Source organism: Pinirhizobacter sp. (assembly GCF_036499745.1).
Taxonomy (GTDB): domain Bacteria; phylum Pseudomonadota; class Gammaproteobacteria; order Xanthomonadales; family Rhodanobacteraceae; genus Pinirhizobacter.
The window spans coordinates 42,636-66,291 of record NZ_DASYDG010000048.1; the positions used below are offsets into that span (position 1 = coordinate 42,636).

23 protein-coding genes are annotated in these 23,656 nt (G+C 63.4%); 7 read left to right on the top strand and 16 right to left on the bottom strand.

All coding sequences use genetic code 11. From position 1 onward, the window contains the following. Positions 1-351 precede the first annotated feature (351 nt). Positions 352-1,023 (bottom strand): RadC family protein, encoded by a 672-nt coding sequence (gene radC / locus VGM61_RS16460; RefSeq protein ID WP_331523967.1) that lies wholly within the window; start codon positions 1,021-1,023, stop codon positions 352-354. Between the two features lie 143 nt (positions 1,024-1,166). Here radC and VGM61_RS16465 point away from each other — a divergent pair, with 143 nt between their 5' ends. From VGM61_RS16465 to VGM61_RS16480, 4 genes are read left to right on the top strand one after another with little or no spacing between them, the layout of a single operon-like run. After that, positions 1,167-2,423 (top strand): hypothetical protein, encoded by a 1,257-nt coding sequence (locus VGM61_RS16465; protein WP_331523968.1) that lies wholly within the window; start codon positions 1,167-1,169, stop codon positions 2,421-2,423. Next, positions 2,407-3,027 (top strand): HupE/UreJ family protein, encoded by a 621-nt coding sequence (locus VGM61_RS16470; RefSeq protein ID WP_331523969.1) that lies wholly within the window; start codon positions 2,407-2,409, stop codon positions 3,025-3,027. Before VGM61_RS16465 ends, VGM61_RS16470 begins: the two co-directional genes overlap by 17 nt. After that, positions 3,024-3,245 carry a hypothetical protein gene (locus VGM61_RS16475; protein ID WP_331523970.1) on the top strand — a complete coding sequence of 74 codons (222 nt, stop codon included), beginning with the start codon at positions 3,024-3,026 and terminating at the stop codon, positions 3,243-3,245. Before VGM61_RS16470 ends, VGM61_RS16475 begins: the two co-directional genes overlap by 4 nt. Positions 3,246-3,253: 8 nt before the next feature. Further along, positions 3,254-4,090 carry a DUF4198 domain-containing protein gene (locus VGM61_RS16480; RefSeq protein WP_331523971.1) on the top strand — a complete coding sequence of 279 codons (837 nt, stop codon included), beginning with the start codon at positions 3,254-3,256 and terminating at the stop codon, positions 4,088-4,090. Here the strand turns inward: VGM61_RS16480 and VGM61_RS16485 are convergent. The 13 genes from VGM61_RS16485 to VGM61_RS16545 all read right to left on the bottom strand — a co-directional run bounded on the left by VGM61_RS16485 (position 4,085) and on the right by VGM61_RS16545 (position 17,632). Continuing rightward, complete coding sequence (locus VGM61_RS16485) at positions 4,085-5,068, bottom strand: alpha/beta hydrolase (RefSeq protein ID WP_331523972.1); 984 nt, start codon at positions 5,066-5,068, stop codon at positions 4,085-4,087. The two genes, VGM61_RS16480 and VGM61_RS16485, sit on opposite strands and share 6 nt — an antisense overlap. A 10-nt stretch (positions 5,069-5,078) precedes the next feature. After that, entirely contained in the window at positions 5,079-5,966 is an 888-nt protein-coding gene (locus tag VGM61_RS16490) for an AraC family transcriptional regulator (RefSeq protein ID WP_331523973.1), read from the bottom strand. 102 nt (positions 5,967-6,068) lie between these two features. Next, the gene (locus VGM61_RS16495) at positions 6,069-7,259 is read right to left on the bottom strand and encodes a hypothetical protein (RefSeq protein WP_331523974.1); all 1,191 of its coding nucleotides are present in this window, start codon (positions 7,257-7,259) and stop codon (positions 6,069-6,071) included. Positions 7,260-7,298: 39 nt separating this feature from the next. Next, positions 7,299-9,026, bottom strand: a complete 1,728-nt coding sequence (locus VGM61_RS16500; RefSeq protein WP_331523975.1) for a type IV secretory system conjugative DNA transfer family protein — start codon at positions 9,024-9,026, stop codon at positions 7,299-7,301. Beyond that, the gene (virB11, locus tag VGM61_RS16505; protein ID WP_331523976.1) at positions 8,992-10,017 is read right to left on the bottom strand and encodes a P-type DNA transfer ATPase VirB11; all 1,026 of its coding nucleotides are present in this window, start codon (positions 10,015-10,017) and stop codon (positions 8,992-8,994) included. The genes VGM61_RS16500 and virB11 overlap by 35 nt, the downstream gene beginning before the upstream one ends. Continuing rightward, the gene (gene virB10 / locus VGM61_RS16510; RefSeq protein WP_331523977.1) at positions 10,014-11,120 is read right to left on the bottom strand and encodes a type IV secretion system protein VirB10; all 1,107 of its coding nucleotides are present in this window, start codon (positions 11,118-11,120) and stop codon (positions 10,014-10,016) included. The genes virB11 and virB10 overlap by 4 nt, the downstream gene beginning before the upstream one ends. After that, positions 11,117-12,133 (bottom strand): P-type conjugative transfer protein VirB9, encoded by a 1,017-nt coding sequence (gene virB9 / locus VGM61_RS16515; RefSeq protein WP_331523978.1) that lies wholly within the window; start codon positions 12,131-12,133, stop codon positions 11,117-11,119. Before virB9 ends, virB10 begins: the two co-directional genes overlap by 4 nt. Next, complete coding sequence (locus tag VGM61_RS16520; RefSeq protein WP_331523979.1) at positions 12,130-12,810, bottom strand: virB8 family protein; 681 nt, start codon at positions 12,808-12,810, stop codon at positions 12,130-12,132. Before VGM61_RS16520 ends, virB9 begins: the two co-directional genes overlap by 4 nt. A 172-nt stretch (positions 12,811-12,982) precedes the next feature. Then, the gene (locus VGM61_RS16525; protein WP_331523980.1) at positions 12,983-13,963 is read right to left on the bottom strand and encodes a type IV secretion system protein; all 981 of its coding nucleotides are present in this window, start codon (positions 13,961-13,963) and stop codon (positions 12,983-12,985) included. A gap of 45 nt (positions 13,964-14,008) precedes the next feature. Next, complete coding sequence (locus VGM61_RS16530; protein ID WP_331523981.1) at positions 14,009-14,533, bottom strand: type IV secretion system protein; 525 nt, start codon at positions 14,531-14,533, stop codon at positions 14,009-14,011. A 24-nt stretch (positions 14,534-14,557) separates the two neighbouring features. Then, positions 14,558-16,975 (bottom strand): VirB4 family type IV secretion/conjugal transfer ATPase, encoded by a 2,418-nt coding sequence (locus VGM61_RS16535; protein ID WP_331523982.1) that lies wholly within the window; start codon positions 16,973-16,975, stop codon positions 14,558-14,560. 15 nt (positions 16,976-16,990) lie between these two features. After that, entirely contained in the window at positions 16,991-17,317 is a 327-nt protein-coding gene (locus VGM61_RS16540; protein ID WP_331523983.1) for a type IV secretion system protein VirB3, read from the bottom strand. Between the two features lie 3 nt (positions 17,318-17,320). Beyond that, positions 17,321-17,632, bottom strand: a complete 312-nt coding sequence (locus VGM61_RS16545; protein WP_331523984.1) for a TrbC/VirB2 family protein — start codon at positions 17,630-17,632, stop codon at positions 17,321-17,323. A gap of 562 nt (positions 17,633-18,194) precedes the next feature. Between VGM61_RS16545 and coaBC the strand changes: the two genes are divergently transcribed. From coaBC to VGM61_RS16560, 3 genes are read left to right on the top strand one after another with little or no spacing between them, the layout of a single operon-like run. Next, positions 18,195-19,403 carry a bifunctional phosphopantothenoylcysteine decarboxylase/phosphopantothenate--cysteine ligase CoaBC gene (coaBC, locus tag VGM61_RS16550; protein WP_331523985.1) on the top strand — a complete coding sequence of 403 codons (1,209 nt, stop codon included), beginning with the start codon at positions 18,195-18,197 and terminating at the stop codon, positions 19,401-19,403. Next, complete coding sequence (dut, locus tag VGM61_RS16555) at positions 19,400-19,855, top strand: dUTP diphosphatase (protein ID WP_331523986.1); 456 nt, start codon at positions 19,400-19,402, stop codon at positions 19,853-19,855. The genes coaBC and dut overlap by 4 nt, the downstream gene beginning before the upstream one ends. Positions 19,856-19,884: 29 nt before the next feature. After that, positions 19,885-22,221, top strand: coding sequence for a phosphomannomutase/phosphoglucomutase (locus tag VGM61_RS16560; protein ID WP_331523987.1), 2,337 nt, complete (start codon positions 19,885-19,887; stop codon positions 22,219-22,221). 17 nt (positions 22,222-22,238) lie between these two features. On the opposite strand, the gene VGM61_RS16565 is transcribed toward VGM61_RS16560, so the two are convergent. Further along, the gene (locus tag VGM61_RS16565; RefSeq protein WP_331523988.1) at positions 22,239-22,892 is read right to left on the bottom strand and encodes a DUF4124 domain-containing protein; all 654 of its coding nucleotides are present in this window, start codon (positions 22,890-22,892) and stop codon (positions 22,239-22,241) included. A 39-nt stretch (positions 22,893-22,931) separates the two neighbouring features. Next, on the bottom strand, positions 22,932-23,576 hold the full coding sequence (pyrE, locus tag VGM61_RS16570) for an orotate phosphoribosyltransferase (RefSeq protein WP_331523989.1): 645 nt from the start codon (positions 23,574-23,576) through the stop codon (positions 22,932-22,934). Positions 23,577-23,656 lie beyond the last annotated feature (80 nt).

A 23,656-nucleotide genomic window follows, 5' to 3' on the forward strand; every position in this document is an offset into this window, starting at 1 on the left:
TCTGTGGGCAAGAAATGCGCCGGTCGCCGTGTCATGCCGCAGCGCCGCAAGGAAATGCGACGGTCACACAATCGGTCGTGCAAAATCAATGAGTTGAAGGATTATGGTGTGGACTGGCTCGAAATAAGTCCGCCAACCTCGCCAAATCGACTTTGTGCATAACTTCCCGAAGGGCCTGCGCAACGGGGTAGAAGTGCTGCCGTCATGGCGATGTCATCGGCGGCCCTCAGAATTCTCCTTGTCCGACGCACCTCCCCTGCCAAGGACACGCCGATTCATCGGATTCTCCCCTCACGATGACGGTCCAACGGCGCGGTGCGGCAACCGCGCCGTTTTTTTTGGGGGCGGGGGCTAAAGCAGGCCCCGCAGGGCCATCGAGACCGGCTCGCCCTCGCCGATCACCAGATGATCCAAAACCCTTACCCCGACCAGCTCCAGCGCCCGGCTCAAGGCGTGAGTGATGGCGATGTCCGCCTGGCTGGGTTCGGCCACGCCCGAGGGGTGGTTGTGGGCAAAAATCACTGCCGAGGCGTTATGCGCCAGGCACGCCCGGACCACCTCACGGGGGTAGACCGCGGCGGCATCCACCGTACCCCGGAACAGTTCCTCGAAGGCCAGCACCCGGTGGCGATTGTCCAGGAACAGGCAGGCGAATACCTCGTAGGGCAGGTGGACCAGGCGGGACCTCAGGTAGGTGGCGCTGGCGGCCGGGTCCCTCAGGAATGTGCGGTCGGCCACGCCGCCGTTGATCACCCGTCGGGCGATCTCCAGGGCTGCGGCAATGCGGGCCGCCTTGGCGGGGCCGATGCCCGGAGTTGCCTGGCTATGCGGCATGGTCTGCATCAGGCGGGCCAGGCTGCCCGCCGAGGCGATCATCTCGCGTCCCATGGACACCGCGTCGCGTCCGCGGGTACCGCTGCCAATCAATACCGCGAGCAGTTCGGCGTCGGATAGCGAGCGCGGGCCATGCGTCCTTAGCCGCTCGCGCGGGCGGTCACCTTCGGGCCATTCGGAGATCTTCATCCCCCGATGGTCAGTACTTACCTCCTGCACCGGTATCGGTTCCGTGGTCGAGCCTGTGTCGGCGTTGATCGCTAAAGATTCTGACAGCGCACTTCGCGCATGGGCCGTGTACTGCACACCACCCCATCTTCCTGGTGCAGTTCATGCGAAACACTCCCCGCCCTCACGCCTTCGTGCCCGCCCTCGCCATCGGAATCGGCTTGCTTGGAGCCGTCTCGACACTGGAAAGCCGGGCTTCGGACCATCTGGATACGCCGACGGTGGAGGCCGATGCCCGGGCCGATATCGGGGACATCTATGCCTGGACGTCGGTCGACGGCCGGCGCCTGAACCTGGCGATGACTATCGTCGGGCACACGTTCTCGGACAGCCTGGCCTATACCTTTCATGTCGGAAGCGGCAAGGAGTTCGGTCGAACGAGCGTAGAGACCGACATTACCTGTCGCTTCAACGCCTCGCATGCTGTCACCTGTGAAGCTGGAAACGAGCGAGCCGAGGGATGGATGGATGCGCCGGATGGATTCTCCTCCAGCGACGGACGACTGAAGGTATTTGCCGGGCGCCGGGACGATCCCTTCTTCAACAATGTACGGGGATCACGCGCCGCTTTCGACGTGGCAGCGAACGCACTGAAGCGCGGGGTGAACGTCGATGCCGATGGATTTCCTTCCTTCGACGTGAAGACGGTGCAAGCCATCAAGTGGCAATGGCGACAGACCGACGGAGGCCCGGGAAAGAATTTCCTGGCGGGCTGGACACCGGCAAGCATCGTGGTCACCGTGGACCTGCACGTGGTCGCCGGTGGAGGGCCGTTGCTGGCCGTCTGGGGTGAGACGGCATCGGCGCATGGGCGCATTGATCGGGCAGGGCGGCCGTTAACCGGGAACGCCCTGCTTTCGCCGCTGGATGAGGCCCGCGGCACACGTCTGAAGGAGCGCTACAACCGCGCGGAACCTGCCACGTCCAGGCAATTCATCGCCGACATTCAGCGCAGCCTGGGCTTGTACGACGGCTATGACGGTGTGCGTGGCAACCAATGGCTGGCGGACATGGGTGCGGCGCCGGGTATGCGTTACCTCCGGCTTGCCACCTTGCTGGCCGACGACCGGTTATGGGTGAACAGCGCCTCGGCGACGTGCACGTCGCTGTTCGCCGTGGAACTCACCCATCTGTCCGCGCGCACGGACCTCGCCGGCGACTGTGGCGGCCGCACGCCCAATTACGATGCATCCAACATCTACCGATCGCTTCTCGCGTCGGGCAACGTTGACGGCATCGACGATGGCGTGCACCACGACGATCGCGTGCATTCGACGGCTACCTTTCCCTTCCTTGCAGCGGCGGACACAGTACCCGCGGCACCTGCGTCGACCAGCAAAGCCAATGATTACCGTGAATAGTCCACGGCGTCGCGCCATCCTCTTCCTGGGGATGGCGGCGACATTGCTGCTGGGTCCTGCGGAGCCCGCGATGGCCCATGCGGGCACGGGATTGGCCGGCGGCTTCGTCGCCGGTTTTCTCCACCCGCTCAGCGGCGCCGACCATATGCTCGCCATGGTGTCGGTCGGGCTTTGGGGCGCGATCCTCGGCGAGCCGTTGTTGTATCTGCTTCCTGTCGTCTTTCCCGGACTGATGGTGTTCGGAGCCATCCTGGGCATGGCAGGCGTACCTGTGCCGCCGGTGGAGTGGGGGATTGCGGTGTCCGTGCTGGCACTGGGTTCGTGCGTTGCCGGTGCGTGGCGCCTGCCCGCATGGGCGGCGATGGCCACCGTGGCGGTATTCGGCCTGTTCCACGGCTATGCCCATGGCAAGGAATTGCCTTCGGCAGCCGATCCACTGGGCTACAGCGCCGGGTTCGTGCTGGCGACCGGCTTCCTGCATGTGCTGGGCATCGGCCTTGGCCTGACGGCGCGATGGCCGCAAGGGCTGCGGATGATCCGTGCCACGGGTACGTGCATCGCCGTTCTGGGTGCTTATTTTGTCGCTCGGGCAGCAGGGGCATGACCGGCCCAGGCAGTCCATGGCCTTTGCTTGGCGCGGACATCGCAACCATAGCGATCGTGCTCTGCGTCGTTCGCAGCCTGCGTGGGCGTCGGCGGTTCTCCGGGCTTGCACTGGCCTTGAAGGTATTTGCGAGCTGGCTGATCGCCATCGCCGTGCTGGTGGCCAGCCTGTCCTTCCTCCCGGTTACCCCGGGTTATCAACCCGATCACCTCGAATAGGCCTGGCCATGAACACTCGCCCATCGCCAAAAGCGCGACACGCGTGCGCGCTGTTGCTCCTTGCCATCGCTTGCCGCGTGCATGCGCATGATTTCTGGGTCCAGCCGCAGGCATTCCACGTGGTGGCCAGCGAGCGTGTGCCCTTCACCCTGCAAGTGGGTCATGGGCCTTATCGCCAGCGCTCGCCCATTCCCGTGTCACGGATCGTTCGCTTCCAGGCCTTCGGGCCTTCGGACGGCGCCGTCGACCTGCGTGGCAGCCTGCATCCTGGCGCCCTTTCAGCGGATGGGGAATTTACCCTGCAGGCCCCGGGGTCGCACCTGCTGGTGCTCGAGACCGACAACCGGGCGCAAAGCCATTTGCCCTCGGTACGCTTAAACGACTACTTGAAGGTCGAGGGGCTTTCACCCGCCCTGGAACGGCGCATGCGGGAACACCGCATGGACGTGGATGAAACCGAGATCTACAGCCGTCATGCCAAGGTCATAGTGCAGGCGGGAACGTTCGACCCTGCCGTGCCCACGGTGGTGACCAAGCCGGTGGGGCTCGCTTTGGAAATCGTGCCGGGGGTCAACCCCTATGCCATGCCACATCCGGGGGCGTTACCGCTTCGGGTGCTCTACCAGGGACGTCCACTGCCCGGGGCAACGGTGAAGCTCACCAACCTCGATCACGATGAGAGTCCCGTGGAGGTTCATGTGACCGACGGTGCCGGCGGCGCGACGTTCTCCTTCCCCACCTCGGGCCAATGGCTGCTCAACGTCATCTGGACGCGCGCCCTGCCGATCGATGCCGAGGCCGACTACGAGACTGATTTTTCCAGCTTGAGTTTCGGCGTTTCATGACGCAGCCCAGAGTTGTCGTGCCTCGGCGGCGATGACGTCCGGGAATTCCTCGGGGAAGAAAAGCTTGCCGTTGGCAATGCGATGCACGCCGTGGGACCGCGGGAAGACGCGGTCGAGGTATTCCGCCCCGGCGGGCGAGAAGATCGGGTCGGCCATACCCCAGATGATGCGTACGGGCACCTGGCTTACCGCCAGCTTCGCCCCGATCCCCGCCAGCGAGTTCTCCTCCAGCGCGAGCGCGTACGCCTCCGTGCGCCTGGCGTTGGCCACCAGGGGCGACAGGTAGATGTCGATGGCTTCATCGGAAGGGTGATCGGGATAACTGAAGGTCATGCCTCCAAGCCCCTTGTCTGAGCGTGCCAGCGCCTTGTCCTGTAGCCAGGGGCGCAGCCACGTGTCGACATAGGCACCCTTGCGGGACATGGCAATGACCGGTGACATCGCGGCGGGCGGGCATTCGTGTTCAGTATCGCAGTTGGTCAGAAGCATGCTGCGAACACGCTGCGGATGTCGCGTGGCCAGAAGCTGCGCCACGGCACCGCCACTGTCGTTGGCCACGATGTCGGCACGGGTGATACCCAGGCCATCCATGAAAGCCGCCAGCATGTCCGCCTGCTCGGCGGGAGCCACGCTTTGGCCGTCGGCGACCTGCGTATAGCCCAGGCCGAGAAAATCCGGGGCGATGCAGCGCCGCGCACCGGCAAGTCTCGGCAACGCGCCACGCCACTGGAATCCATTCAAGGGAAAGCCGTGAAGGAACAGTGCTGCTTCGCCTGAGCCTTGTTCGACGTAGGCGATGTTGCCGAAGCGGGTCTGTTGATATTGCCGTGAGGCATGAAAGGACTTCGCATCCATCGACGCATTCGACGATAGTGTTCGCGCTCGCCTGTCGGGGGCCATGCGTTGGGGCATGCAGGCCGAAAGCGCCGCCGCGCCGAGTGAACCCGCGGCCAGACGCATGAAGGTTCGACGATCCATCCCGGTGTGCCTATGCGGCATAAAGACCATCCTTATTTGCTAAGCGGGTAGGCGTTCCTGGCGTGCATCGGAACGTCGTGGGTGAGGTCCCGTACACCTGGCGAAACGCCGCCGTGAAGTGGCTGTGGCTGGAAAAACCAAGGTCCGCGGCGAGCGACGAGACGTCGCGCCGCGTCGCCAGGAGGTCCAGCGCCCGCGCCAGCCTCAGTTGCAGGTGATAACGATAGAGGGGCATGCCCTCGACACGACGAAAGACCTGGGTCAGATACACGGGAGATGCCCCCATCCCGGCGCCGATCTCCGCCAGGGTCCAGCGGCGCGACAGATCGCTGGCCAGGAGCACCTTTACCCGATCGGCCAGCCGCCGCTGGCCATGTGTGGCGTCCGAGGGTTGGGAGGTTCGCGGCCCCAGACTGCGCGACACCAGTTCAAGCGCGAGGCTCTCGATGTGCAGGCGATCGGTCGAGTCCTTTCCCAGGTGATGGCGGATTCCTGCCACCCGGGCTTGCGTCATGCTATCAATGCGACGGTGCTGCACACGAAATCCCTGCACGGAGCGCTTGTTGAGCAGTGCCTGTGGCGCGAGTTCCTCCAGTACCGCCGCATCCAGCCGCAACGACAGGCTTGCATCACTGCCACGTATTGGATGGGCTACGCGGTAACCCTCGCCGGCGTTGAAGAACAGGACGTGGTTGGCGTCGGCCACGGCCTGGTCGCGGGCCACATGGCGCAGGTAGATACCCCGATAAGGAAACACCACGTGCGTGGCATCGGTGCATTCCTCGGGGCTCGCATGCACGCAACCGCCATGGCACACCATATCGCGCACCGACACGCTGGGCGTGTCCATGGTGGCGATGACGGTCAGGCCATTCGTGGGGGCGCGGGAAGTGGGCATGGATACGAGGTTCGCAGCGACCGGCGGGGGTCGCAATGACCTGGCAGGTCAAGCCAGACCAGGCCGGACCTGGGCGGTCGCAGCGATGTGGTCAAAGCCGCGTCATCGCTCGCGGTCCTTACCCTTGTCCTTGTTCGGCTTGAAGCGGCTCAGGAAGCCGCTGGCCTTCTCCACGGAGGTCGACATGGACGTCGACCCACGCCGCTCAGTCTGGCGCATCACGGCTGCCGGCTCCGAATCTCCTGCAGCGCCCAAACGTGAGCCGGTAGACGAGCCTTCCTGCTGGCTGCTCAGGTGGTCACGGTGGCCCCGGTCGACGATGCCGAAATCTACGGGGCGTCCGTGGGAAATATCGGCAGCGGCGTGGCGCGTATCGCGAACGTGCAGGCGTGTGCGTTCGGCCTGCTGCGCAAATCCCTGGTAGCTTTGCGAGCGCCCCGCATCGCGGTTGCGGATTTCTTCCCGTGCCGCCGTATGGTGAGGGTTCTGCCCTTCATACGCTGGAAGTCCGGAAACGGCAAAGCGCGCCGATTCCAGCTGGTGCCGCCCCAGGAATCGGGTGTCTGTGCGCATGGCGCTGATCACGCGATCCATTGAATGCATCTGCAGGGGCGCCATGGTCGCTTCGGGATTGGGAAGTCCATGTGTGGATTCGAGTTTGATCACCGCACCGGGAACGCCGTGGGAAAAAGGCGACGAGGCATTCGCTTTTTGCAGAATTTCGTGGTCGACGTGATAGTGCCGCACGGCACCCTGTTCGGCACGGGTACGCAGGCGGTCTGGGTCGCTAAGTGAGTTGTTGTGAACGCCCGCGGCATTGAAGACGACGGCATTGACGCCGTTCTCCAGCGCCGAGGTGGAAGCGAGCCCTCCGCCGAGCGAGTGGCCGACCACGACCACATTGTTCGGACCCATTTTCGCCGCTACCTTTCCTACAAGCGTCTTGGCCTGGCGGTACTGATCCGTGGCGAAGCCCAGTTCCTGCTTCACGTCGGTGGCAAGATCCTTGCCAGAGCGGGGGTTGGTGCCTGCGAAGGCCACCACCGTCTGGCCAGAATCGTTGGTGTACACACCGGCACGCAGACCGCTGCCTGGACGCATTTCGCTTTCGTTCGTGCCATAGGCATGCAGGTCGCGTCCCTCCACCTTGCGCCATCCATTTTTGACATTGGTGGCCGAAGAGTCATAAACCGCATTGGCGATCTCGGCCATTGCTAGGTCTTCGCGCTGAAGTTCGGTGCCGGCCGAAGGCAGTCTGGCCGGTGCGCTTGCCGAAGGGTGCATCGAAGTCATGAGGCTTCCTTGCCTGGAGTGGGTGGATAGGACGACGGCTTAAGCCGGTGCGGATACCGTCGAAGAGGGCGCCGGCTGTGCATCGGAATAGGATGGAGACGGGAAAGGCGCCACCGGTACCTCCGGTGGCTTCAGTACGCGCTCCTTGAAGATCGCTTCCTGGTACCAGCGGATCTTCGTTGCGCGTATAGGGCGAAACCCCCGGGGGAACAAAAGCACCTCATCCTTGCCCAGGGCCAGGGCCTCCTGGGGCAGCAGCAACGCGCGCGACTGCTCCGATTCGCTGACACTTCGCTGGCCCTGGCCGAACGCCGTGGGGCGCGAGAGCGATTCACTGCGCACCGTGTTGTTACCTAACTCGCGGCTGATCTCGCTGGCCGTCTCGAAATCCGCCGGCGTATAACTGATGCGAAGCGCGTGGTTCTGGAAGAACGATTCGGCGGCATCCTTGCCGTATACCTCGCGCACCTGTCCGGGCGACTGGAAGATCGGAAGCAGGCGCAGCCCGTAGCCGCGGAGGAAGGCGATGGCTTCGACGATCAGCGGGAGTTTTCCCAGGCTCCGGAACTCATCCAGGATCAGCAGGCATTGGTACTTCAGCGCCTTGTTGTGCTCGGGGAGTTCGCGCGTGTTGAGATCAACCACTTGCTGAAAGAACAGATTGAGGATGGGCGCCATACGGCTCAGGTTATCGGGGGTAATGCCGATGTAGATGCTCATGCGCCGCTTGCGGAGCGATTCCAGATCGAAATCGTTATCGGCCGTGGCGGCATCGATGATTGGATTGAGGAACAATTCGAAACGCGAGGTGAACGTCTTGCGGATCGATGTACGCGTGGTCTCGGATGTATTGAGGTAGTCGGCCAAGGCGCTTTCGCAAGCAGGCGAAAGCGGTCGCCCTTCGTCGTACCGCGCGGCCAGCGCGGCGGATAGCGCGTTTTCGTCGCCGAAAGCTTCGCGCGCTACCTGTCCAAGCGTGCGCACCTTACCTTCCGTCTCGAACACATACAACACCAGGCCCAGGAACAGCGAGCGGCAGCTGGCCGTCCAGATGGGATCGGTGCCCGGCACATCAGGAAAGATGATGTTGCCGATCTTCTGCACATCGTCCACGCGCAGGCCCGGGTCGTCGCGTATATAGGCCAGGGGATTCCAGCGATGAGTGCGCCGACTGCTGGATGCCGGGTCGAACAGGTACACCTCGTGGCCGCATTGCTGGCGGAAACCGGCGGTGAGGGTCCAGTTCTCCTGTTTGATATCCAGCACAATCACCGAATGGTTGTAATTGAGCAGGTTCGGCAACACCACGCCCACGCCTTTGCCCGACCCCGTGGGTGCGGCAAGCATGATGTGCGGATAGTCGCGAAGACCGGCAGTAAGGAAAGTGCTGCCGAGGCGGCCCACGATCACGCCGTCGCCTTCGTTGTTGAGAAGGCCTGCCTTGCGGACGTCGGCACGGGTAGCGAACCGTGCCTCGCCATGCAGTTTCCGCTGCGGCTTGATGAAAAACATGGCCAACGGTGCCAGGCAGGTTACCGTGGCTCCGAGGGCGGATTTGAGTAGGTGCGATTTCGTTGCCGGCAGGTCGCTGTAGGCCATCCAGTAGCGCGGCCATGTCAGCAGCGTCGCCTCGGTGCCGTCTTTGCCGAAGGCCAGCCAAACGTATGCGTGGCCGGCGAGGTACAGCCAGGCCACGCAGGCCAGTGCGAGCAGGGCCAACACCATCAGCGCCTTAACCCAGGCTGGCGCGCTTGCGGTCTGGCTCATAATAAATTCCCGTAACGCGGCGACGTCCGTCGACCACGCTGAACTGAATGACGATATCCACCAGCATGTAGAGCAGCTGTTTGATGTCCTCCCGCGAAAGATGCGCGCCGCCCGCCGATTCCTTGACCAGCAGCATCAGCTGCTCGATGGCCAGGCGGGGGCTGGTGGCATGCACTGAAGTGATCGAGCCCGGATGACCGGAGTTGACGTTTCGAATGAAATAGAAAGCTTCGTCACTGCGAAGCTCTGCCAGCAGGATGCGGTCGGGCTTCATTCGCAGGCACGATTCAAGAAGAAGCTTCGGCGTCGCATTGCTGACACCCTGACCATCCTTGGAGTAGAACAAACGCACGTGGTTGGGCTGGTTGCGGATGTCCAGTTCCGGCGTGTCTTCGATCGTGATCAGTCGCTCGCTGGCGGGGATCAGATCCACCAGGGTTTTCATGATGGTGGTCTTGCCGGAGCCCGTCGCACCGGATACCACGATATTCAAGTGCGAAGCGACCGCGAGCTCGAGGAACCGGCGGATATTCCCTGCATCGAGCAACTGCAGAAGTTCGGTTTCATGCGCACCGCGACGATGGTCGCCAATGTCCACCGCCTCGAACGCGCCACTGCGTTCGTAGTCATCAAGGGTGAGCCGAAGGCTGGAAGGCTTTCGGATGGTCAGGCTCACTGTCCCCTGGGGCACCGCGGGCGGCACGATAGCCTGCACGCGCTCACCCGATGGCAGCGCGGCCGAGACCACCGGGGCGTTCTCCGAGATGGTCTGCTGGGTAGAAGTGGCAATCAACTTGGCCAGCATGCGCAGGTGGTCGAAGGTGAGTTCGGGCATGTCGTGGCGCAGCCAGCCTTCGCGTCCTTCGGTCCAGGCTTCGCCAGGGCGGTTGACTACGACTTCGGTGACGTCGCCGGCGAGCAGGTGGCGGATGGGGCGCAGGTAGGTTTCTACGGCAGTTATCGCCGTGCTTGCCGCATGGTCCGGTTTCATGGAAGGCCGGACTTCTGACGCAGCTGATAGACATCGCCGAAGTAGAGGTCGCGCGCCACGAATACGCCGATGCGGGAGCCCTGGGCCTTATCAAGTGTGGGTGGGATATTCACCGTGTTCTGGACAATCACTGCCGCCGCGCTCTGCGTGGCTTGTCCGGTGTTGTTGAAGCTGATCGAAGTGCCGCCGTTGCTGGCCTGCTGCTGATTCTGCAGGGCCGCCTGCACGACGTCGTCGACCACCGATACCAGCATTGCCGAGCCGAAACGTTCCCAGAAGTGATTGTTGACCTTGCCGTCGACACCCGAGCGTCCGAGTGAATCCACCGACGGTGAGTCAAGATCTACTAATACGCCCTGGGGTGTCTGCACGCGCGTCCACAGCAGGAAGATGCGTTTCATTCCCTGGCGTATCTGACCGGCCTGATACTGGCCGACCAGACGGGAGCCGCGTTCAAGCAACAAGGTGCGGCCGTCCGTGGAGAACACGTCGCGGCTGAGCACGCAGGTGGTCATGCCCGGCAGCGTGCTGTTGATCGCCGTGACCAGCGTGCAGTCGAGGAAGGCACCCTGGGTAATCGTTAGCGACGGATCCCTCAACTGGTAGCCGCGCGCTGCTGCCCTTTGCGTAGCCTGCAACGCGCCACCGAGTGAACCGCGACTGTCGTCGGCTACGCCCTGGTTATTTGCCGTACCTGAATACCCTGATGCGCCGCCTGCCTTTCCGCCCAGGGCAATCAGCGGTGCTCGCTTGCGCCGCTCCGCGAGGTCGTCATGGACTGCTTTCGCCTTGACCTGAGCTGGCGTGGCCGCCGCAGGTTCGTCAGGCGGCTTGACCACCACCGGCGGCTTCAGATCGTTGGCATCGAAGGCGCCACGAGCCAGGTTTGGCAGCCCGCGCTGGAGCGTCTTGTCGTTCGCGTCATGGTCGCGGTTGCGAAGACGATCGATCGCAACCTTGCTGCCCAGCGCCATGATCAACACTGCGCTCGCGCCTACCACCAGCAGTGTCGTCCACCGGTTTCCCTTCTTTTTGCCACCGACCTGCGGGATACCGCGAGCCTGCTGGTCGTCGTCGGTCGTTGCCTCGGGAGCCGGCTTCATGGCGTTGCTCCTTGCCGGGCGCGAAGGCGTTCCTGCCGGGTCGGTTTGGGCGCTTCGACGTCGGGCGCCGGTTCGGCGAGGGGCCGAACTGTCGGCGTGATGAGCGCCGGATCAATCACGATAGGACTTATCGGTGGCGAAATAACTGGGCGGGGCGCGCCCTGGGTCGTCACGGCCCCGTTGGCCTCGACCTTCTTCACCACGCGTTCAATCTCACTGCTACGCGTGCCGGTGGGAGTGGCAATGCCATACCGATTGTAGGCGCGGTTCTCCACGCAGGCCACGGCCTTGCCCTGGCGAAGGACGAAGCGCTTTGCCGTGTGATGCACCACGTAGTACTCACCCTCCATGGCGCCATCGACAACGCTTTCGGCCTTGCCCGGCCCGATCTCGAAGACGGCGGGAATCTGCTGGGCAGCAGGGAAGCGCATCCAGGTGAAGCGGCCATCGTCGAATACTTCGGCTGGCCACAAAGCCTTGTCGCCGCAGGCGTAGTAGGTCCAGTTGCGCACGTCGGGCTTCTTGCGCAAGGCCGATTCCACCTGGCGCTGTCGGGCCACGGTCTCGCGTTCCTTCGCCTCGGCGGTCATGCGTGCGGCATCGTCCTCCGGATAGCGGAAGCGAACCAGGAAGTACACGTGGCTGGACTTGCCGCCAGTACGCGCCGTGCGGCGCGCGTCCAGCGCAATCTGGTAGATGCGCCGGTCGGTAATGACCGTCATGTTCGTGGCAGCGTTGTCCTCTCGGGGCTTGACGAACAGATGGTTGTCGGCCGGGGCAACGTCCCATGCAAGCGTATCGCCCAGCGCGATGTTCTTGATGGTCTCGCCGGCAGCGAATTCGATGTCGGTGGAATAGCCGTAATGACCTACCACGCGCACTACGTCGGAGGGGTTGTATTGCACTTCCTTGATGCGAGCGTCGAAGTTCCCGCTAGCCGGTACGCTTTCGGCCTGGGCGCCTGCGGCGGCAAGCAGTGCCAGGCAAAGGATGGAGGAGCGAAGATAGGTCATTTCGTTACCGCCGTGGTTTCCGGGTCGAGTCGGTAATCGGTGACCTGGAAGCCCACCGGGTTCACCAGGCGCGATTTCGCATCCATCGACGCCTTGACGTACTGGTAGGAGATCGTGGCTATCCAGTGCGAACCACGTGGTTCGGAATTCGCCATTTTCTCGGTTCGGGTAAATCTCACCTGGGCGACGTGGTTGGGCAGGAACGCGATGGAAACGATGCCGACTTCCACGACGCCTTCTTTCTTGTACACAGCAGAGGGCGAGTCGGGGTTCTTCGGATTGATCACCGCGTAGTAGGCCTGGCCGGCCTGGCGGGTGGACATCAGGGATACCGCTTCGTAGTTCGGATATGCAAGATTCCCCGAATATTCCTCACGATAGTTGACATACCGCGCCAGGAAATAGCGATCGATGGCCTCGTCGTACTTCACTGTCGTTTCGTCCAGGCGGGAGACAATGTCCGCGCCACCGGTGCTGGTGTCGACACGGACGACGAATGGCTCGACGGTCTTGAGCGGGGTCAGCAAGGCCACCGCGATGCAGGCCGCCAGTCCACATGCCAGGCCCATGCCCGCGAAGATCCACGCTGTCCGCTCGCTACGGCGAGAGCGTGCCACCTCGCTGGCTTCCCAGAAGGCCGAGGCGTCGGCGAACGCGTCCACCGCGCGCGTGGTCACGATGTGCGCCCCTTGCCGGGAAGGTAATGCTCCGGCGCGTTGAGTGGCTGGTAGGTCCCCTTACAACGCGGCGCCTTCTGAAGTCCTGAGCAACCGGCTATCAGCAGGGTCGATACGAGCGCAAAAGCAATGGTGGCCAGAGTCCTTGGCATGGGAGGTTCCTTTTTAACGTTTACTTGAAAGTCTGGCGTGCGCGGTTAGCTACCGGTGTGCCGCCCCTTGCCAATGACGAGGCCCCACCCGCAATGCGGCCAGCGCCGGATACCGCAGAGGCCGCGCGCCCCGCCGCGCCACGAACACCGCCCGTGGCGACGTTCATCACCCGGCCAACGGCCGACTGTGTCTGCATGGCGACGCCTCCGCCGATACTCGAAGCGATCGTGCGCGTCTGCACCATCACAGCGATCATGCACAAGAAACTCACCATGATTTTCAGAACCTGACCAACGTTGGCCCCGTGGCCGTCGCGGGTGAATTGCTCAAGAACTTCGAAGCAGATGATTGCTGTGGCGGCGACGAGCAGGAAAAGCACACCGAACGTCACCATCTGGCCCAGCCATCCGTCGAAGAAGCGTCGTGTCTGCTCGAAGATGAGCAGCATGATGAAGAACGGTCCTATCGCCAGAAGGATCCCCATCGCCACATAGGCGATATAGATGAACGCAATGGCAATGCCCACCAGGATGATAGTAAGCAATGCCAAGGTTGCGCCGATGGCGATGTTCCTTATCCCCTGACCAATCGACCAGATCGAGAAATCCCGCATGAAGCCCAAGGCAATGTCCATGCCCTCTCCCATCGTTTTATCCAGCACCTGGGCGATGCCCTTGGTGTCGCCACCATCACCGATCATTCCGGCTGCGACGGTCGAGGGTAGGTTGAACAATATCTCGCATACCTCGCTGTTATAGCCATCGGCTGTAAAACCAAGAAGGACGATGAAGATGATGCGCAGAACCCGCCGAGCCCCGTCGCCAAATGGCTCCTGACTCCGGCCGGATGCCACTGTCACGCCCCACAGCAACACATAGACCACGAGTAGCGCCTGCACGATGGGTTGGATCACGGTCATCACGGCCCCGGACAGCACAAACGCCTGGTCGAGCATCAGAGTTTGAATATCCGTTAACAGTGCTTCTGCGACTCCGGCCATCGGTGGCTCCTGGTGGTTTGGTGGGGCGTGGTGACAGCGGGGTTGTTAATCGCCGTAGTCCATCTGCAAGCCGAGCGAACGCATGGTCTCGTCGGTCGCGTTAGTCGTCTTCGTCTCGATTAGCTGGTTGGCTGCCTGAAGCTTGAGAAGTTCGTTCAGCATGCGGCCGTTTTCAATCTGGGCGCGCGCGTTGAGTTCGGCCAGATCCTCCCCGTCTTCGGCTTTGCTCAAACCGTCTTCGATCTCCTTAAGGCGCGCTTCACGTCCCTCGCCTGCGTCGATGACGGCTGCATTGATTCCGCTCCTCGCCGCCGCGCCCTCAAGCTGGGCGTTGGCCATCGCATCGTTGATGGGGGAGACGCCGTCAAATTGGGAATTGCGTGCTTTGAGAGCCTCATCACGCATCGTTCGTGCAGCTTCGGATGCAGCGCTATTTCCATTGACTACGTTCAACGTTTCGCGCCAGTTGCGTGGAATGGCGCTTGAGGACTCAGCCTCTTGGGCCGGTGCGGTCGTGGACAGCATGACCAGCAGGCTGGCGGCCAGGATCGTGGTGCTCTTATTGTTCATGATTGTCTTCCTTGGCGTTGCGGTTCAGCTGCGCTCGCGGCGCAGCCGGTGAAATACTTCCATCCAGTCATCAGGCTCATCGCCTGCGGCGGCGATCGCGCGCTCGCTCAGTTCCACGCTGCTGGCTGTGCTCGAAAGGATCGCCAGCTCATCATCGAAGCCGCGCAGGTTCAGCTCACAGACCGTGGAATGCGCACCCTGCTTGAACAAGAAGCCACGGGTATTCGCCTCCACCATGTCGCGGTGGACGATCTCGTATTCCCGCTCGGAGAGCTTGAAACCTTCGATGTAATCCTCGCGGCGGGCTTTGGGATTGGGCAGATACAACTGGCTTACGCACTGCTCGATCAGCTGCCGGCTGATCTTTGAGCGCAGCACGTCAGCAGGACTCTGCGTGCCGAACAGGGCCAGCGCGTTGCGCTTTCGGTAGGTCTTAACCGCATCGAGCGCCTTGCCCTCGAAGTACTCGTCCATCAGCATTTTCCAGAACTCATCCATGTTCAGGATGAAGCGGCGCCCGTCGATCAGCGATTCCATGCGGTGGAACAAATACATCACCGTCACCGTACGTGTCTGGTCGTTCTCCAGGAAGTCGGTGACGTCAAAGCCGAAATGGCGGCCGTGCTCGAAGTCCAGCAGGTCGCGCGGGTTGTCCATCAGCCAACTCAGGGCACCACCCTCGCACCATTTGGCGAAACGTGCCGAATTGCCATTGGGGTCGGTGGGATCGAAGAATTCCCTGATGGCTGAGAACCGGCGTACTTCGAACGGCATGGCATACACGCCATCCACAGCGTCCTTCACCTCGCGCTCGCGCGTGGGCGAGAAACGGAACGTTTCGTCGTCTCCCACGATGCAACGCTTGACCAGTGCCTGCAGCATCAGCCTGTTGGCCGGTGTGTCGGGCATGCTGCAAGGGTTGAACCCGGTGGGTTCGCCGTTGCGCAGCGTGGCGTATTTTCCACCCATAGCGCGCACGAAGTTCGCCTGGCCCTGGTCCTTGTCGAAGGTGAAGACGGTAGGTTTGTATTTCTCCGCCTGGGCCAGCATGAACGCCTGGATCACCGTCTTGCCGGCTCCGGTGGGGCCGAGGATCAGCGTATGGCCTGGTACACGGTCGTCGACGTCGCGCTCGTTTACGCCCTTTCGCGAGGTCGGTGGTAAATGGAAGTTGAAGTAAAACGGGGTGCCCGATGTGGTCTTCAGCAAGCTCAGTGCCGGGCCCCACTGATTACCGTCGATCCGGCCATGCGGATAATTATGGAAGCCGGTGTACCCGATGATATTGCTGGAACTGATCGGCGCCGGACGCGGGCGCAGGCTGAAATTGCCTGGCAACTGGGCGAAGAACGCTGCTTCGATGCATTCGTCCTCGCGCACGGCAAGGAAACCGGCGTCGCTGAGCACTGAGCGGGTTGCGGCGATCCGGTCGTTCAGGGCTTTTTGCGTGTCTGCTCGCACGCACACGCTGACATGGTGCTCGCCGAAGATGGCTCGGCTCGCAGCCAGGTCATCCAGCGCGGCGTTGATATCGTCGATCTGCGATGACGAAGCGTCCTGGGCATTGACCAGCAGACGCTGTTGTTTCTTCAGGGCGTCCATCGCCCGTTGGCGACCGAACATGGCGAAGCTTTGTGTAAGCACGAACGGGAAGGGAAGCGTTAGCATCACGTTCAGGTGCCCAGGCTCGGTGCGTTCCACTTGGTAGGCGGCCGTGCCCAGCATGGCGCCGATCGATGTATGCGCAGGCGTGCGAGCCTCGAACTGATCCACACCGAAGGACATCCGTGTGGTACCGAGCGAGGTGCTGAGCTTGCCGCGCGGTACCGGGATGCGCTGGTACTCACCGTTGATCAAGCTGGCAAAGAACTCAAGTGTTTCGCTGCAGACGAGGCCCTCACGTTCGTATACCTCGAGCCGGCGTGCGCCATAGCGCGACAGGCCCGCCAGGAAGGTATCGGCAAGCTCGTCCATGCGCAGATTGTTCTCGGCAATCCCTTCCAGAAGCGTGGTGATCGTTCGCTTCTCGCCACTCAACCAGCGTGCTTTCCTGCCAGGCGCCCGGATCAGCAAGGTCACATAGTGGCGATTCACCATCATCTGCAAGCCGGACAGGCTTTGCCGATATCGGCTGTTGAGTCGTCCAGCGAAGTTATCCTGGAAATCACCATCCGGATAACGGTTCATCGGCTCACGCACGGTGTGGGTCCACAGTGCGATGTCTTCGGCGGCGATGTTCCTGACCAGACCCACTAACGCGTCGTGCCATCCCTGGATATCGTCATCATCGGCAGCTTCGTGCGCGGCGCCGGTGACGGCAATGGTGGTCACCAGATCACCGTCGTGGGTGCGGATGTTGTGCCGCGAAACCATCGCCGAATACGGCACGTGTTCAGCGGCGGCGCGGGAGGCCTGGATCAGTGAGCGACTTTCGAACGGCATGGTTGTCCTGGTGGCTTAGTGGCGGCGGAATCCGACGGGCGCGTAAGAGCCGCAGCCCCATCGTGAGCGCGTCCGATGCAGTCCTTTGGTTCGCAACTGCAGTGCCATGTACCGGAATGCACGAGCGTCGCGGGCGCATAGCAGGCGTGCAAGCCCATAGAACACGGCACCCATGCCGAGGGCAGCAACTTTGTAGAAGATGTCGTCGCTGATCAGTCCGGCCACCAGGAATCCGACGACACTCAGCATGAAGATGCCAAGCAAGGCCTCGATCGGCAGTCCAAGCATGGTGGCCGGTCGGGTAAGACCGCCGAACAGCGGGTCGTTCCTAAGCCCAGACATACGTCAGACCTGGTACAGGGCGTCAACCACTTCGGTGGCAAGGCCCGCAATGATCGAGCCGATCAGTACCTGGCCCACGGTGGTCCAGCTCATGCGGCCAAAGGCTGCCAGCACGCCAGAGCCCAATACCGCCACCACCAGGATGAACTTCACGCCGTTCTTGATCGCGTTGACCGCCGTGGTTGCCTTCGACGAGATATCAAGCTGTGCAAACGCCGGCTGCGCCAGCACCAGCGCAACCAGTGAGGCGATAAGGCCAAGACGTGCAGCGCGGCGAAGGCGAGGCGAATGCCAGAACGAGGCCGAGTGGATCATGATGTTTCCCTACGTGATCAGGCCGCGTCCGGCGGCCCGGTGGATGAATTGGAATAAGCGCGGGCGGCTACCGCGTTGTCGGAGCCGGAGTGCCCAGTACAGGACCCGGGTTCCCTTCCAACGATCGCCATCGGGCGGCGCCATACACATCCCAATCGGGCGGTCTCGGCGTCGCCTTGAACGGCTTGAGCTGCGTTCCCAGCCAGGCTTCAACTTCATCCGGGCTTTCCCCTGCGGCAACGCGGTCGTTCGCGCGGGCCAATACCTTCGCTACTGCCTGATCGGCGTCGGCGGGCAGTGCAGCAATAGCCGACGTCCACGCGAGGGCGATCACAACCATGCAAGTTGGTGCAGCACGAAGGGATCGCATGATCAGACTCAGGGTGAGGGAGCGTGAGAGTAGGAATTCCCCTACGTGTAAGCAACGGTTTGAACGACAATTTCGATTACTTCTAACAACAGTTAAGTAATATCGGGCAAGACGGGGAAATAAATGGCAATCGAGGCCTTCGTCCACGCTTGGGCTAAGCTATCTCCCCTCATCACCACCGGCCCTCGCGTCATGTCCCACCCCCAGCGCCGTGTCCTCGTCGGAGTCACCGGCGGTATCGCCGCCTACAAGACCTGCGAACTCATCCGCCGCCTGCTCGACCACGACATCGAGGTCCGCGTGGTGATGACCGAAAACGCCACGCGCTTCGTCACCCCCACCACTTTCCAGGCGCTCTCCGGCCAGCCGGTACGGGTGAGCCTGTGGGATGAAGCGGCGGAGGGCGCCATGGGCCATATCGAACTGGCTCGCTGGGCGCAGCGGGTGATCGTCGCCCCGGCCTCGGCCGACTTCATTGCCCGCCTGGCGCACGGCATCGCCAACGACCTGCTCACCACCACCTGCCTGGCCACCGCCGCGCCGGTGTACGTGGCGCCGGCGATGAACCAGCAGATGTGGGCCAATGCCGCCGTGCAGGCCAACGTCAACACCATCACTTCGCGCGGCGTGCGCATGCTGGGGCCGGACGCCGGTGACCAGGCCTGCGGCGATATCGGCTCTGGCCGCATGCTCGAGCCGCACGACCTGCGCGATGCGCTGCTGGCTTCCTTCAACGAAGGCGACCTCACCGGCAAGCATGTGGTGGTAAGCGCCGGGCCCACCTATGAAGACATCGACCCGGTCCGCTTCATCGGCAACCGCAGTTCCGGACGCATGGGTTTTGCCGTGGCCGCGGCCGCCCGCGAGGCGGGTGCGCGGGTGACCCTGGTGGCAGGCCCCGTGGGCCTGGGTACGCCCTGGGGCGTGGATCGGGTGGACGTGCGCAGCGCACGCCAGATGCACGAGGCGGTGCTGGCAGCGGCATCCGGTGCTGACATCTATATAGGTGCCGCCGCCGTGGGGGATTACCGCCCGGCGCACATGGCCGAGCACAAGTTGAAGAAGCAGGAAGGCAAGCCGCTCGTGCTGGACCTCACCGAAAACGACGACATCATTGCCGATCTCGCCAAACTATCTGGCCGGCCTTTCCTGGTAGCCTTCGCCGCCGAAACCCGGGAAGTTGCCGGATATGCGCAGGGCAAGCTGGCGCGCAAGGGCGTGGACATGGTGGCGGCCAACGAGGTGGGCGGCGGCCGGGGTTTCGAGGCCGCGGACAATGCCCTGAATGTGTATTGGCCCGGTGGCAGCCAGGCCCTGCCGCTGGCGCCGAAGACGCAACTGGCCCGTGATCTGATGGCCCTGGTGGCCGACCACTATAAAAAGAAGGGATCCGCCGCTTGATCGACATTGAACTGAAGGTGCTGGACCCGCGCGTGGGCGATGTCATTCCCCTGCCCACACCCGCCACCGATGGCAGCGCCGGCATGGATCTGCGCGCTGCCGTGGATGGTCCGCTGGAGCTGGCCCCGGGTGCCTCGGCCCTGGTCCCAAGTGGTTTTGCCATTCACATCGGCGACCCGGGCTGGTGCGCCCTGATTGTGCCGCGTTCGGGCCTGGGCCATAAGCACGGACTGGTCACGGGCAACTTGGTAGGTGTGATCGATGCCGACTACCAGGGCCCGTTGATGATCTCCTGCTGGAATAGATCGGCGATTCCGTACACCATCAACCCCGGCGACCGCATTGCCCAGCTGTTGCTGGTGCCGGTGGGTCGTGCATCTTTGCGTGTCGTGGACTCCTTTGCGCCATCGCTGCGGGGCGAAGGCGGGTTCGGATCCACGGGCGTCGGGTAACGACGGGATTGGTTTTTCGGGGAGGGGTGATGGCCAAGGCGACGGGGAATAACGCAGGTGGCGGTAGTGCGCTGCGCCTGCTGGTGGTGGCAGCGGCGACGCTGTTGTTCCTTGGTGCCGGCTTTTCTGCCTGGCAGGGCTGGCTGATCGCCAGCGAAGGCAGTGCCGCGGAAAGCGTGCTTTCCGCCCAGGCCTCCGTGGCCGAGGCCGTGACCCGCGCCGTGGCCACCCAGCGTGAGCAGGTGATGCAGGTGCTGCGCGATCCGCAACTCGTGGCGATCATTGATGATCACGCTGCAGCGGCGGCATCGATCCAGGCCCGCTTGCCCGGTGCCAGCCATGTCGGCGTGTTCGCCGGCAACCAGGACGATGTCCTGCATGCGAACTACCGGGAGTTCGGCTACGCCAAGGCTGCCCAGTTGATGGCGGCGCTGTCGGCGGGTGACATCGCGCCGGTGCAGACAACGAACCCGGACGGCACCCATCGCAAGGTGACCATGGTGGCCGCCGTGCGCGACGCCGACCGCGTGCGTGGCTGGGTGTGGCTGGAGTTGCCCTTCGATGGCATCAGCCAGGCTTTCGAATCGGCAGGGCCCGGTTCCGGGCGCATCGAGCTTCGCCAGGGCCAGGACGGCCCCGACCTCATGCTGCTGTCTTCCGGTTCCGCCGGCTCCGCGTCTGCGGGTCCTCCCGTGCGCATCCGTGGCAGCGCGTTCTGGATTGCCGCGAACATGCCGCGTGCCTACATCGTGCTGCCGCACCTGTGGCCGTTCGCCATGGTGCTGGCCTTGTTGTGCCTGGGCGGTGGCGTGGCCTTGCTGTGGTTACCGCGTCGCCAGGGCAGGGCGCCGACCAGGGCGGAGCTTGCCGAGCCCACCCTGGCCGAAGCCCTGCGCGACCTTCCTCCTGAAGAGGCGCCGAAGACGCCGCCGCGCCGAGCTGTTGCCGCCGCCGTTGCCGCACCGTCGCCGTCGGAGGACATCGCGATCGATCGCGATGTGTTCCGTGCATACGACATCCGCGGCGTGGTCGGTAAAGGCCTGTCGGCCGACTTCGCCCGCCTGCTGGGCCGCGCCATCGGCAGCAGCATGCGCGAGCAGGGCCTGCACGAGATCGTCATCGGCCGCGATGGCCGGCTGTCTGGCCCGGAACCGGCCGGTGCGCTGGCCGAGGGCCTGCGCGCGGCCGGCGTGGATGTGATCGACGTGGGCGCGGTACCCACGCCGGTGATCTACTACGCCGCCTTCCGCTTCAACACCGGCTGTTGTGTTTCGGTCACCGGCAGCCACAACCCGCCCGACTACAACGGCTTCAAGATCGTCATCGGTGGTGAAACCCTGGCCGAAGAAGCCATCGTGGCGCTGCACGACCGCATGGTGACGAAGAACTTCTCCGATGCCGGCGGCGGCAACCTGCGCCAGATGGACATCTCCGACGACTACATCGACCGCATTACCTCCGATGTGCAGGCCGAGCGTCCCCTGAAAGTGGTGGTGGATTGCGGCAACGGCATTGCCGGCAACCTCGCCCCGCGCGTGCTCGAGGGCATCGGCTGCGAGGTGGTGCCGCTGTACTGCGAAGTGGACGGCACCTTCCCAAGCCACCATCCCGATCCATCCGAGCCGAAGAACCTCGAGGATCTCAAGCTCGTCGTCGAGAAATACCAGGCCGACCTCGGCGTGGCTTTCGATGGCGATGGCGACCGCCTTGGCGTGGTCACCCGCGAAGGCGAGATCATCTACCCTGACCGCCTGCTGATGCTGTTTGCCCAGGATGTGCTGCAGCGCCACCCGGGCGCCACCATCATCTACGACGTCAAATGCACCGGTCACCTGCGCAAGGTGATCCAGGAAGCCGCCGGCGTACCGCTGATGTGGCGCACCGGGCACTCGCTGATGAAGGCCAAGATGCGCGAGACCGACGCCCAGCTGGGCGGCGAGATGAGTGGCCATTTCTTCTTCGCCGAACGCTGGTACGGCTTTGACGATGGCATCTACGCCGCCGCACGCCTGCTGGAGATCCTGGCCAGCGATGTGGAAGGCCGCACGGCCACGCAAGTGTTCGCCACCTTGCCCAAGGGCGTGTCAACGCCTGAACTGAAGGTGCCGATGGCCGAAGGTGCCCATCACCGCTTCGTCGAGACCTTCCGCGAGAAGGCCGACTTCGGTCCCGATGCGCGCCTGACCACCATCGACGGCGTGCGTGTTGACTGGAGCGATGGCTGGGGCCTGGTGCGGGCGTCTAACACCACGCCGGTGCTGGTGATGCGCTTCGACGCGGATAACGCCGTGGCGCTCGAACGCATCCAGACGGTGTTCCGCACGGAACTGCGGAAGGTCGATCCGAAGCTGGCGCTGCCGTTCTAGGCTAGTTGCGCCGCGCGTTATTGCCCGGCCGGATTCTGTTCCTGCTGGGCCTTGCGCAGTTCGCGGTAGTGGCGCACCTGGCCTTCCATCTTCAGCTGCGCATTGGCGCGGTTGGCCTGCTGGCGCTCGAGCGTGCTGCGGATGGCCGACACCGTCGTGCGCTGCCCGGCGATGCTGTCGTTCAGGAACTTCGGCACCGGCTGGTTGGCGCGTTCCAGGTCGCCGGCGCGCTGCAGGAGGTCGGTCAGCGCCTTTTCCTGGCTGGTCAGGTTGCCCTGGGTGGTGCGGATGGTCTGGTCGAGGGAATCCATTTCCGCCTGCTTGGCCTGGGTGAACGAGGCTTCGTCGGGGTAGGCCGCGAGCATCTGCGCATCGGCCTGCCGCTGGTTCCGGGTATTGGCGTCCTGCACGGCCCTGGCATCGGCCGCGCGCTTGGCTGCGGCCAGTTCCTCGGGGGTGAGCTGGCGGTCGACATGTTGCACCACCAAGCCGGCATCGTTCACCACGTCGTAGCCGTATTTCAGGGCATCGGTGGTAAGCGTGTCGCTGTAGTGGGCCAGCCCCGCGCCGTCTTTCCACTTGAAGCGGAACGAGGGGCCCTTCTGGGCAAAGGCCAGCGTGGCCGCCGCGCAAAGCGCGAGCGACAGGGCAAGACGAAACGATCGGCGCATGAATTCCCTCCTGCGGGCGAGTATAGCCGCCCGAAAGCGTCACACCACCCCGTATTGCCGGCGATATTCCTCTAGCGAGGATCGGTGGGCGGCAAGTTCCGGCCGCTCGCCGGCCAGGGCCATGACGTCGGTAAGGCTGGCGATGGCGATCACCGGGATGCCGTGGTCGGCAGCCACTTCCTGCGCGGCGGAGCGTTCGCCCTTGCCGCGCTCCTGGCGGTCCATGGCGATCAACACGCCGGCCGGGGTGGCTCCCTGGGCACGGATCAGATCCAGCGACTCGCGCACGGCGGTGCCGGCGGTCATCACGTCGTCCACGATCAACACCCGGCCCTTGAGCTCGGCCCCCACCAGCATGCCGCCTTCACCGTGGTCCTTCGCCTCCTTGCGGTTATAGGCCCAGGGCAGGTCCAGGCTGTGGTTGGTGGCCAGCGCGATGGCGGTTGCCGCGGCCAGGGCAATCCCCTTGTAGGCCGGGCCGAACAACATGTCGAAGCCGACATCGGCACGCAGCGCCGCCGCCGCATAGGCGGACCCTAAGCGGGCGAGGGCGGAACCTGAATCGATGCGCCCCATGTTGAAGAAGTACGGGCTGATGCGGCCCGACTTCAGTTCGAACCGACCGAAGCGCAACACCTCGCGCTCGAGGGTGAGGTCAAGGAAATCGCGCTGGTAGGCTTCCATTTCGGCTCTCGCATGCGGCAAAGAACCCCATGCTATCGCGGCCCCCGAGGTCGCGGCCAGCCGATTGCTATGATGGGCGC

What these genes read in the sequence shown, in the direction of transcription:
- VGM61_RS16540 (WP_331523983.1), bottom strand. Translation starts at nt 17,317, where the DNA reads ATGTCTGGGCTTAGGAACGACCCGCTGTTCGGCGGTCTTACCCGACCG.
- VGM61_RS16500 (WP_331523975.1), bottom strand. Translation starts at nt 9,026, where the DNA reads ATGAGCCAGACCGCAAGCGCGCCAGCCTGGGTTAAGGCGCTGATGGTG.
- VGM61_RS16475 (WP_331523970.1), top strand. Translation starts at nt 3,024, where the DNA reads ATGACCGGCCCAGGCAGTCCATGGCCTTTGCTTGGCGCGGACATCGCA.
- coaBC (WP_331523985.1), top strand. Translation starts at nt 18,195, where the DNA reads ATGTCCCACCCCCAGCGCCGTGTCCTCGTCGGAGTCACCGGCGGTATC.
- VGM61_RS16480 (WP_331523971.1), top strand. Translation starts at nt 3,254, where the DNA reads ATGAACACTCGCCCATCGCCAAAAGCGCGACACGCGTGCGCGCTGTTG.
- VGM61_RS16465 (WP_331523968.1), top strand. Translation starts at nt 1,167, where the DNA reads ATGCGAAACACTCCCCGCCCTCACGCCTTCGTGCCCGCCCTCGCCATC.
- VGM61_RS16525 (WP_331523980.1), bottom strand. Translation starts at nt 13,963, where the DNA reads ATGGCCGGAGTCGCAGAAGCACTGTTAACGGATATTCAAACTCTGATG.
- VGM61_RS16470 (WP_331523969.1), top strand. Translation starts at nt 2,407, where the DNA reads ATGATTACCGTGAATAGTCCACGGCGTCGCGCCATCCTCTTCCTGGGG.
- radC (WP_331523967.1), bottom strand. Translation starts at nt 1,023, where the DNA reads ATGAAGATCTCCGAATGGCCCGAAGGTGACCGCCCGCGCGAGCGGCTA.
- pyrE (WP_331523989.1), bottom strand. Translation starts at nt 23,576, where the DNA reads ATGGAAGCCTACCAGCGCGATTTCCTTGACCTCACCCTCGAGCGCGAG.
- VGM61_RS16565 (WP_331523988.1), bottom strand. Translation starts at nt 22,892, where the DNA reads ATGCGCCGATCGTTTCGTCTTGCCCTGTCGCTCGCGCTTTGCGCGGCG.
- virB11 (WP_331523976.1), bottom strand. Translation starts at nt 10,017, where the DNA reads ATGAAACCGGACCATGCGGCAAGCACGGCGATAACTGCCGTAGAAACC.
- VGM61_RS16485 (WP_331523972.1), bottom strand. Translation starts at nt 5,068, where the DNA reads ATGGATCGTCGAACCTTCATGCGTCTGGCCGCGGGTTCACTCGGCGCG.
- VGM61_RS16560 (WP_331523987.1), top strand. Translation starts at nt 19,885, where the DNA reads ATGGCCAAGGCGACGGGGAATAACGCAGGTGGCGGTAGTGCGCTGCGC.
- VGM61_RS16535 (WP_331523982.1), bottom strand. Translation starts at nt 16,975, where the DNA reads ATGCCGTTCGAAAGTCGCTCACTGATCCAGGCCTCCCGCGCCGCCGCT.
- VGM61_RS16490 (WP_331523973.1), bottom strand. Translation starts at nt 5,966, where the DNA reads ATGCCCACTTCCCGCGCCCCCACGAATGGCCTGACCGTCATCGCCACC.
- VGM61_RS16495 (WP_331523974.1), bottom strand. Translation starts at nt 7,259, where the DNA reads ATGACTTCGATGCACCCTTCGGCAAGCGCACCGGCCAGACTGCCTTCG.
- VGM61_RS16545 (WP_331523984.1), bottom strand. Translation starts at nt 17,632, where the DNA reads ATGATCCACTCGGCCTCGTTCTGGCATTCGCCTCGCCTTCGCCGCGCT.
- VGM61_RS16530 (WP_331523981.1), bottom strand. Translation starts at nt 14,533, where the DNA reads ATGAACAATAAGAGCACCACGATCCTGGCCGCCAGCCTGCTGGTCATG.
- virB10 (WP_331523977.1), bottom strand. Translation starts at nt 11,120, where the DNA reads ATGAAGCCGGCTCCCGAGGCAACGACCGACGACGACCAGCAGGCTCGC.
- virB9 (WP_331523978.1), bottom strand. Translation starts at nt 12,133, where the DNA reads ATGACCTATCTTCGCTCCTCCATCCTTTGCCTGGCACTGCTTGCCGCC.